This window comes from Streptomyces sp. NPDC001941 (assembly GCF_040296945.1).
Taxonomy (GTDB): domain Bacteria; phylum Actinomycetota; class Actinomycetes; order Streptomycetales; family Streptomycetaceae; genus Streptomyces.
The window spans coordinates 91,440-100,095 of sequence record NZ_JBEOYE010000030.1 but is presented as its reverse complement, the minus strand read 5'-3'; the positions used below and the strand labels follow the sequence as shown (position 1 = coordinate 100,095).

Below are 8,656 nucleotides of genomic sequence, written 5' to 3'. Positions count from 1 at the left end.
TTTTGTGGCCTTGTTGGTGTTGGGCGGGGGGTGGGACCGGCTCGAGGGGGGTTTTGTGTTCGCGCCCGTGATAGTTGGTGCTGGCCCGCCCCGCCCCCCGCCCCCGCCCGGGCAGCGGGCCCGGCCGCCCCGGCCCCCCCCCGCCGGGCCCCCCCGGACCGGGGGGCGCGGGGGCGTCAGGCGGAGGCGGGGGCGGTCCCGGTCCGCCGGCGCCGCTCCCAGGCCAGGGCCAGGCCGGTGAGCACGGCGCCCACGCCCTCCCAGATGCCGACGCCCAGGAAGCCGGACGGCGCCCGGCCGGTCACCACGGCCACCGTGAACACGGTGAAGGTGAGCAGCCGGAAGGGCACGGTCCAGAGGAAGAACGCCTTCCAGTCGGCCATCGCGGCCAGGACGTAGTAGGCGCCCATGTTCACCGCGGCCATCGAGGAGGCCGTGATGAAGGTCAGGGTGCCATCGTTGTCGGCGCGCTCTGCGGCGGGCACCGGGTCGAAGCCCATGCCCGAGATCATCGTGTCGGGGGAGACGAGCCCCACGACGCCGAGCGCCGCGGCGATCACGCCGAAGACGGCCATGGTCCAGCCGGACAAGGAACGGGGCAGCCGCACTGAAGTTCTCCGTACGCAAGGGACTTTGACGTGCCCCTGCATATCGTGCGCGCCGCCCCGCCCCGTCACCGGGGTCCGGTTGAAGCTTCTACTTCCGCCGGATTCCCCCGGTTCGGTCCCGACTTGGGACGGGCCTACTTGAGGTAGGCCTTCATCATCTTCTGGGCGACCGGCGCGGCCAGGCCGTTGCCGCTGACCTCGGCGCGGGCGGCGCCGGAGTCCTCGATGAAGACCGCCACCGCCACCTCCTTGCCGTCCGAGCCCTTGGCGTACGAGGTGAACCAGGCGTACGGCGTGTCCTTGTTGTTCACACCGCGCTGGGCCGTACCCGTCTTGCCGCCGACCTCGGCGCCGTCGATCTTGGCGCTGGATCCGGTGCCCTCGTTGACCACCGTCTGCATCGCGCTGCGCAGCTGCTCGGCGGTGCCCTCGGAGACGATCCGCTTCTCGCCGGTCTTCTCCTGCTCGACGGTGTCCCCGTCGCCGTCCAGGACCTTCTCCACCAGGTGCGGGGTCTTCATGACGCCGCCGTTGGCGATCGCCGCGGAGACCATCGACATCTGCAGCGGGGTCGCCGTGACGTCGAACTGGCCGACGCCGGTGAGCGCGACCTGCGGGCGGTCGGCCTTCTCCGGGTAGACGCTCGCGTAGGCGCGGATCGGCACGTCCTGCTTCTGGTCGTTGAAGCCGAACTTCTCGGCCATCGCCTTCAGCTTCTCCTTGCCCAGGTCGTCGGCCATCTTGGCGAAGACGTTGTTGCAGGAGTACTGCAGGCCGACGCGGATCGTGGCGTTCTCGCAGGGTGCCGACTTGTTCTCGTTCGTCAGCGGGGTGCGGGTCGTCGGGAGCATGTACGGCAGCGGGCTCTTGGTGGGGGTGTTCACGTCCTTGTAGAGCCCGTCCTCCAGGGCGGCCGCCGCGACGACCAGCTTGAAGGTGGAGCCGGGGGCCACCGGCTGCCGGATGGCGCGGTTGACCATCGGCTTGTCCTTGTCGGTGGTCAGCTCCTTCCACGCCTTGCCGTCGTTGATCGAGGCGATCTTCGACGGGTCGTACGAGGGGGTGCTCACCATGCCGAGGATGCGGCCGGTCTTGGGGTCGATGGCGACGGCGGCGCCCTTCTTGTTGCCGAGCGCCTTGTAGCCGGCCTTCTGGACCGCCGGGTCGATGGTCGTCAGGACGTCGCCGGGGGAGGCCTGCTTGTTGGTGAGCAGGTCCAGCGGGTCCTTGGTCTTGTTGTCGGTGCCGTCCAGGATGCCCGAGTAGATGCCTTCCAGCTGGGTGGTGCCGAAGGCCTGGGAGCTGTATCCGGTCACGGCCGCGTACAGGTCGCCGTCCTTGTAGACGCGCTTGTACGCGAGGTCGCTGCCCTCCGTCTTCTTGGAGCCGGTGACCGGTGAGCCGGCCACGATGATGTCACCGAGCGGCTGCGCGTACTGCGCGATGATCTTCCGCCGGTTGTGGTCGTCGTCCGCGAGGGCCTGGGCCTGGTACGCCTGCACCCAGGTCGCACGCACCAGCAGGGCGAGCACCAGGAGCAGGCAGAAGACCGAGGCGTTCCTGATCGTCTTGTTCATCCCACAGGTGGGACGAGGGAGGCGGGGTGAATCGTTCCGCTCTCCGGCCCCTTCTTAGGAAATCCTCAGAGTGTGCAGGTCAGGGGCGTGCGTGGGCTATGTCACTTACCGGCCCCGTGTCCGGTTTCCGGCCCCCGTGCGGGCCGTCCGCGGGCCGTGCACCGGACCCGTGTCCCCGTGTCCCGGGCCCGCGCCTCAGAGCCGCCGGGTCGCCAGCGTCAGCCGGTCGCGGGCGTCGAACAGCGCGTCCTTGATCATCTGCTCGTGGCCCGGGGTGAGTCGCGCCACCGGCACCGAGCAGCTGATCGCGTCGCGCGCCGGGGTGCGGTAGGGCACCGCCACGCCGAAGCAGCGCAGCCCGAGGGTGTTCTCCTCGCGGTCCACCGCGAAGCCCTGCTCGCGCACCAGGCGCAGCTCCTCGATCAGCCGCTCGCGGTCGGTGATGGTGTGCTCGGTGAGCGCGGGCAGCGTCTCGGGCAGCATCTTGCGCACCTGCTCGTCGGTGTGGGTGGCCAGCAGGGCCTTGCCGAGCGAGGTGGAGTGGGCGGGCAGCCGCCGGCCGACCCGGGTGAAGGGCCGCAGGTAGTGCTGCGACTGGCGGGTGGCCAGGTACACCACGTTCGTGCCGTCCAGGCGGGCGAGGTGGATGGTCTCGGTGGTGTCGTCGGAGAGCCGGTCCAGGGTCGGGCGGGCCGCCGCGACGACCTCGTCGCCGTCGATGTACGAGGTGCCGACCAGCAGCGCCCGCACGCCGATCCCGTACCGCGTCCCGGTCGCGTCCGTCTCCACCCAGCCCAGCTCCACCAGGGTGCGCAGCAGCATGTACAGGCTGGACTTGGGGTAGCCGACGGCTTCCTGGACCGCGGCGAGGGAGTGCATCCCGGGGCGCCCGGCGAAGTACTCGAGCAGTTCCACCGTCCGTACCGCGGACTTGACCTGTGCTCCGCCAGAATCGGTAGCAGACATCGCCCTTGACCCCTTCGAACGCCCGTTAATAGAGTCCCCACGCATTCATCAACAGGAACCGTGTTCAGAATAGCGAACAAGGGGCGTCGCGGTGGCAGCAGAACCAGTGTGGAGTGTGGACCCCCGGACGGGGAAGCCGCGGGAACAGGTCGCGATCGAGGCCACGGCCGCCGAGGTCGACCGGGCCGTACGGGCCGCGCACGCCGCGCTGCCCGCGCTGGCCGACCGGCCGGTGCGCGCCGCGTTCCTGCGCACCGCCGCCGACCTGCTCGACGGGGCGCGCGCCCACGTGATCGAGGCCGCCGACGCCGAGACCGCCCTCGGGCCCACCCGGCTCACCGGTGAACTCGCCCGCACCACCGCCCAGTTGCGGGCCTTCGCGGACGCCGTCGAGGAGGGCGCCCACCTCGACGTGCGCATCGACCACGCCGACCCGGCGCGCACCCCGCCGTGGCCCGACCTGCGCCGCTGGAAGGTGCCGCTCGGCGTCGTCGCCGTCTACTCCGCCGGCAACTTCCCGCTGGCCTTCTCGGTGCCCGGCGGCGACACCGCCAGCGCCCTGGCCGCCGGGTGCCCGGTCGTGGTCAAGGCCCACCCCGACCACCCGGCCACCTCCGAGCTCTGCGCCTCGGTGCTGCGCCGGGCCGCCGCCCGCCACGGGCTGCCCGAGGACGTGGTCTCGCTGGTGCACGGCTTCGCCGCCGGGGTCGAGCTGGTGCGCCACCCGCTGGTGTCCGCCGCCGGGTTCACCGGCTCGGTGCGCGGCGGCCGGGCGCTGTACGACGCGGCCTGCGCCCGCCCGGTGCCGATCCCGTTCCACGGCGAACTCGGCTCCCTCAACCCGGTGGTGGTCACCGGGGCCGCCGCCGAGGAGCGCGCCGCGGAGCTCGGGGCCGGGCTCGCCGGGTCGATGACCCTGGGCGCCGGGCAGTTCTGCACCAAGCCCGGCCTCGTCCTGGTACCGGACGGCGAGGCGGGCGAGCAGCTGCTCAAGTCCCTCGCCGACGCGGTCAGCCAGGGCGAGCCCGCGGTGATGCTGGACCACCGGATGCGCGACGCCTTCGTCGAGGGCGTACGGGAACGGGCCGCGCTCCCGGACGTGGCGGCGCCCGTCACCCCCGGGGCCGGTGGCGAGCACACCGTCAGCGCCGGGTTCCTCACCGTCCCCGCCGCCCGCCTGACGCGCGCCGGGCGCCACGACGCGCTCCTGGAGGAGTGCTTCGGCCCGGTCACCGTCGTCGCCCGCTACGCCTCCCGCGAGGAGGCCCTCGCCGTCCTCGCCCGGCTGCCCGGCAACCTCACCGCCACCCTGCACGCCGCCGACGGCGAGCCCGGCGCCCCCGAGCTGCTCGCCGCGCTCACCCCGCTCGCCGGGCGGGTCCTGGTCGGCGGCTGGCCCACCGGCGTCGCGGTCGCCCCCGCCCAGCACCACGGCGGCCCCTACCCGGCGGCCACCTCCACCGCCACCTCGGTCGGCATCACCGCGATCGAGCGCTGGCTGCGCCCGGTGACGTACCAGAGCACGCCCGAGTCCCTGCTCCCGCCGGAGCTCCACGACGCCAACCCGCTGCGGGTGCCGCGCCGGGTGAACGGGGTCCCGGACCCGGCACGGTGAGCGGCGGTGCCACGGGCCCCGGCCTCCTCAGCTGGCGGTGACGGCCCCGGCCTCCTCAGCGGCGCGGCAGCCGCGTCGAGGCCAGGGCCGTCACCGCCAGCAGCACCGCGCTGACCAGCAGGCTCGCCCGCACACCGGTCGCGAACCCGCCCGCCACCAGGGACCCGAACACCGCGATGCTCAGGCCCCCGGCCGTCTGCCGCACCGCGTTCAGCAGGCCCGCCGCCGTGCCCGCGCGCTCGGCCGGGACGGCCTCCATCATCGCGGCGATCAGCGGCGGCAGCGCGAAGCCGACGCCCAGCGAGAGCGGCACCATCAGCACCGCGAGCAGGGGGCGGGACAGGTCCGGGTCCCCGTAGTCCACGCCGAGCAGGGCCAGCAGGCCGAGCACCGCGACGGCCTGCCCGGTGACGATCGGCAGGCGCGGGCCGCGCCGGGCGGCCACCCGCGCCGACAGCAGGTTCACCCCCGCGAGGAGCGCGGTCATCGGCAGGAACATCAGCCCCGCGCCCAGCGCCGACAGGCCGAGCACCTGCTGGAAGTAGAGGCCGAGGACGAAGACCATGCCGTAGAACGCCACGCTCGCCGCCGCCCCGGCCGCCAGCGGCACCGCCACCCCCGCCGAGCGCAGCAGGCCCGGCGGCACCAGCGGGTGCGGGCTCCGCGCCTCGGCCACCAGGAACGCGGCGAACGCCACCACGGCCACCCCCAGCGCCCACAGCCCCGCGGTGCCGCCCTCGATCGCGGCGTACGTCAGCGCGCCCAGCCCCACCACCGCCGCCAGCTGCCCCGGCACGTCCAGCGGCGCGGGCCTGCGCTCCGAACGGGCCACCCGGCCCAGCAGCACCAGTGCCAGCAGCCCCAGCGGCAGGTTGATGAAGAAGATCCCCCGCCAGCTCCAGGCGCTGGTCAGCGCCCCGCCCGCGACCGGCCCCAGGGCCACCGTGACGGTGCCGCCCGCGGCCCACAGCGACACCGCGCGCCCGCGCCGCGCCGGATCGGCGTACGCCTCGCGCACCAGGGCGAGCGACGCGGGCAGCATCACCGCCGCCGCCACGCCCTGCACCACCCGGGCCGCGACCAGCGAGGACAGCCCGGGGGCCAGGCCGCAGGCGGCCGAGGCCAGGGTGAAGACGACGACCCCGGCCGCGTACGCCCGGCTCGCGCCGACCCGGTCGGAGAGCGCGCCGGTGGACAGCAGCAGCGCGGCGAACGCCAGGGTGTAGGCGTCCACCACCCACTGCAGCCCGCTGAGGCCGGTGCCCAGGTCGGCGCCGATCGCCGGCAGCGCCACGTTCACCACGGACGTGTCCAGGGTGATCAGGGCGAAGCCGAGCATCGCGGTGGTCAGCGCGACGGCGGGGGAGCGCCCGCCGGGGGCGGGAGCGGGAGCGGGACGGTTGCGGGCGGTCGTCGTAGGCATGACACCCACCCTCGCGATCCTGGCGGCCGTACAGTAGTGGCCCGAATGCCAGATGACCGGAGGTTCTGGCCATGTCACGTCCACAGCGGGTCGCGGTGATCGCCGCGCCCCCCGTGTCGATGTTCAACCTGTCCATCCCGGAGATGCTCTTCGGCAAGGCCGAGACCGGTGGGCGGCCGGGGTACGAGACCGTCATCTGCGCGCCCGAACCGGGCCCCGTCGCCACCACCGGCGGCCTCGACCTGGTCGTCCCGCGCGGCCTCGACGCCGTCGACGAGGCGGACACGGTGATCCTCGCGGGCTCCGGCGCGCAGCCGGGGGAGCCGGACCCGCGCATCCTCGACGCGCTGCGCCGGGCCGCCGCGGCGGGCAAGCGGATCGCCTCCATCTGCACCGGGGCCTTCGCGCTCGCGGCGGCCGGGCTGCTCGAAGGGCGGGCCGCGACCACGTACTGGACCTACCGCGACGCGCTCGGCGAGGCGCACCCCGGCGTGCGGCTCCAGGGCGACGTCCTCTACGTCCAGGACGGCCCGATCCTCACCTCCTCCGGCTACGCGGCGGGCATCGACCTGTGCCTGCACATCATCCGCACCGACCACGGCGCCGCCGTCGCCAACACCGTCGCCCGGCTCGCCCTGGTCGCCCCCGTGCGTCCCGGCGGCCAGACCCAGTTCACCCAGACCCCGCTGCCGCCCGAGCGCGGCGCCTCCTTCGCCGCCACCCGCGCCTGGACGATGGAGCACCTCGACGAGCCGCTCACCCTCACCGACCTGGCCCGGCACGCGGGGGTGTCGGTGCGCACCCTCTCGCGCCGCTTCCACGCCGAGACCGGCGTCAGCCCGCTGCAGTGGCTGCTGCACCAGCGCGTCGAGCGGGCCAAGGAACTCCTGGAGACCACCGGTCTCGCGATGGACCGGGTGGCCCGCGCCAGCGGCCTGGGCACCGCGGACTCGCTGCGCCTGCACCTGCTGCGCCGCTCCGGGCTGACCCCGAGCGCCTACCGGGCGCAGTTCAGCCGTCTGGTGCTCCCGGTCACAGCCGGTGCCGGGGCGGAATGAGGCGGGGCGGGGCGGTGTTGCCAGGGGCGTAGGAGCGTACGAAGGAGAAGAGCTGACCATGCGCGTCGAGATCTGGAGCGACATCGCCTGCCCCTGGTGCTACATCGGGAAGGCCCGCTTCGAGAAGGGCCTCGCGGCGTTCGCGCACCGCGACGAGGTCGAGGTGGTGCACCGCTCCTTCGAGCTCGACCCGGGCCGCGCGAAGTCCGACACCGGGCCGGTCCTCGAGATGCTGGCGAGCAAGTACGGCCGCACCCTGGACGAGGCCCGCGCCATGGAGGAGCACGTCGCCTCCAACGCCCGCTCGGAGGGGCTCGGCTACCTGACCGAGGGCCGCGACCACGGCAACACCTTCGACATCCACCGCCTGCTGCACTTCGCCAGGGAGCGCGGCCTGCAGAGCGAGCTGCTCGACGTCGCCTACCGGGCGAACTTCGCCGAGGAGCGCTCCGTCTTCACCCCCGAGACCCTCCTCGCCCTCGGCGTCGAGGCCGGTCTCGACGAGGCCGAGGTCCGCGCGGTGCTCGCCGACGAGGACGCGTACGCCGACGCGGTGCGGGCCGACGAGCGCGAGGCGGCCGAACTGGGCGCCAACGGCGTGCCGTTCTTCGTCCTCGACCGCCGCTACGGGGTCTCCGGCGGCCAGCCCGCCGAGGTCTTCACCCAGGCCCTCGAACAGGCCTGGCAGGGCCGCGCCCTCCAGCCCGTCACCGGGGACGCCGCCGCGCCCGCGTGCGACGTGGACGGCAACAACTGCTGAGTGCCGGGCCGGGCCGAGGAGCGCCGGGCGCCGTACGGAGACGTGCGGCGCCCCTCAGCGGCAGCCGGCGTCCTCCGCCGCCTCCCGGCACAGGTTCCCGGCCGCCTTGTCGAGCAGCCGGCCGAACTCCGCGCGCTCCCGCGCGGTGAAGCCGGCCAGCGTGCGGTCCTCCAGCTCGGCCCAGGCCGCCTCCACCTGGCGGTGCAGGTCGCAGCTGTCCTCGGTCGCCTCCACCAGGACCGCGCGCCGGTCGGCCGGGTCCGGGGTGCGCCGCAGGTGTCCCGCCTGCTCCAGGCGCTGCACCATCTTGGTCACCGTGGACGGGTCCAGGTCCATCGCCTTGATCAGCTCCGACTGGCGCACCGGCCCGGCCCCCCACAGGCGCATCATCAGCAGTTCCTGCCCGGGGTACACGCCCAGCTCGCGCAGCAGCCGCCCGGCGGCGATGCGGTGCAGCCGGGCCGCCACGGACAGCGAGTAGCTGACGGGCCCGCCCCGCGCGGTCTCGGGCAGCCCGCTACAGAGGGGGTCCGGCGAGGCGGTGGCCTCGGCGCGCTGCACGGTCATGGCGGGCTCCTCGGTGCTTCCGCGGCCGACGGTGAACGGCCGTGTCCCCCAGCGTACGTCTGCCCCGGGCCGCCAGACGAGA

At 74.1% G+C, this 8,656-nt stretch carries 8 protein-coding genes; 3 read left to right on the top strand and 5 right to left on the bottom strand.

The features are described 5' to 3' along the window. Nucleotides 1-176: 176 nt before the first annotated feature. The 3 genes from ABT160_RS21375 to ABT160_RS21365 form a co-directional block, all read right to left on the bottom strand. Nucleotides 177-575 (bottom strand): hypothetical protein, encoded by a 399-nt coding sequence (locus ABT160_RS21375; protein WP_351649291.1) that lies wholly within the window; start codon nt 573-575, stop codon nt 177-179. Nucleotides 576-742: 167 nt separating this feature from the next. Continuing rightward, entirely contained in the window at nt 743-2,185 is a 1,443-nt protein-coding gene (locus ABT160_RS21370; protein ID WP_351649285.1) for a peptidoglycan D,D-transpeptidase FtsI family protein, read from the bottom strand. 195 nt (nt 2,186-2,380) lie between these two features. Next, nucleotides 2,381-3,151, bottom strand: a complete 771-nt coding sequence (locus tag ABT160_RS21365; protein ID WP_351649284.1) for an IclR family transcriptional regulator — start codon at nt 3,149-3,151, stop codon at nt 2,381-2,383. Nucleotides 3,152-3,242: 91 nt separating this feature from the next. Here ABT160_RS21365 and ABT160_RS21360 point away from each other — a divergent pair, with 91 nt between their 5' ends. Then, entirely contained in the window at nt 3,243-4,766 is a 1,524-nt protein-coding gene (locus tag ABT160_RS21360) for an aldehyde dehydrogenase (NADP(+)) (RefSeq protein WP_351649283.1), read from the top strand. Nucleotides 4,767-4,821: 55 nt separating this feature from the next. Here ABT160_RS21360 and ABT160_RS21355 read toward each other — a convergent pair whose 3' ends face one another. Then, nucleotides 4,822-6,189 (bottom strand): MFS transporter, encoded by a 1,368-nt coding sequence (locus ABT160_RS21355; protein ID WP_351649282.1) that lies wholly within the window; start codon nt 6,187-6,189, stop codon nt 4,822-4,824. A gap of 71 nt (nt 6,190-6,260) precedes the next feature. Here ABT160_RS21355 and ABT160_RS21350 point away from each other — a divergent pair, with 71 nt between their 5' ends. Both ABT160_RS21350 and ABT160_RS21345 read left to right on the top strand, forming a co-directional pair. Beyond that, nucleotides 6,261-7,247, top strand: a complete 987-nt coding sequence (locus ABT160_RS21350) for a GlxA family transcriptional regulator (protein ID WP_351649281.1) — start codon at nt 6,261-6,263, stop codon at nt 7,245-7,247. A gap of 58 nt (nt 7,248-7,305) precedes the next feature. After that, entirely contained in the window at nt 7,306-8,007 is a 702-nt protein-coding gene (locus ABT160_RS21345; protein WP_351649280.1) for a DsbA family oxidoreductase, read from the top strand. 54 nt (nt 8,008-8,061) lie between these two features. Here ABT160_RS21345 and ABT160_RS21340 read toward each other — a convergent pair whose 3' ends face one another. Continuing rightward, on the bottom strand, nt 8,062-8,574 hold the full coding sequence (locus ABT160_RS21340; protein WP_351649279.1) for a MarR family winged helix-turn-helix transcriptional regulator: 513 nt from the start codon (nt 8,572-8,574) through the stop codon (nt 8,062-8,064). Nucleotides 8,575-8,656: the final 82 nt, after the last annotated feature.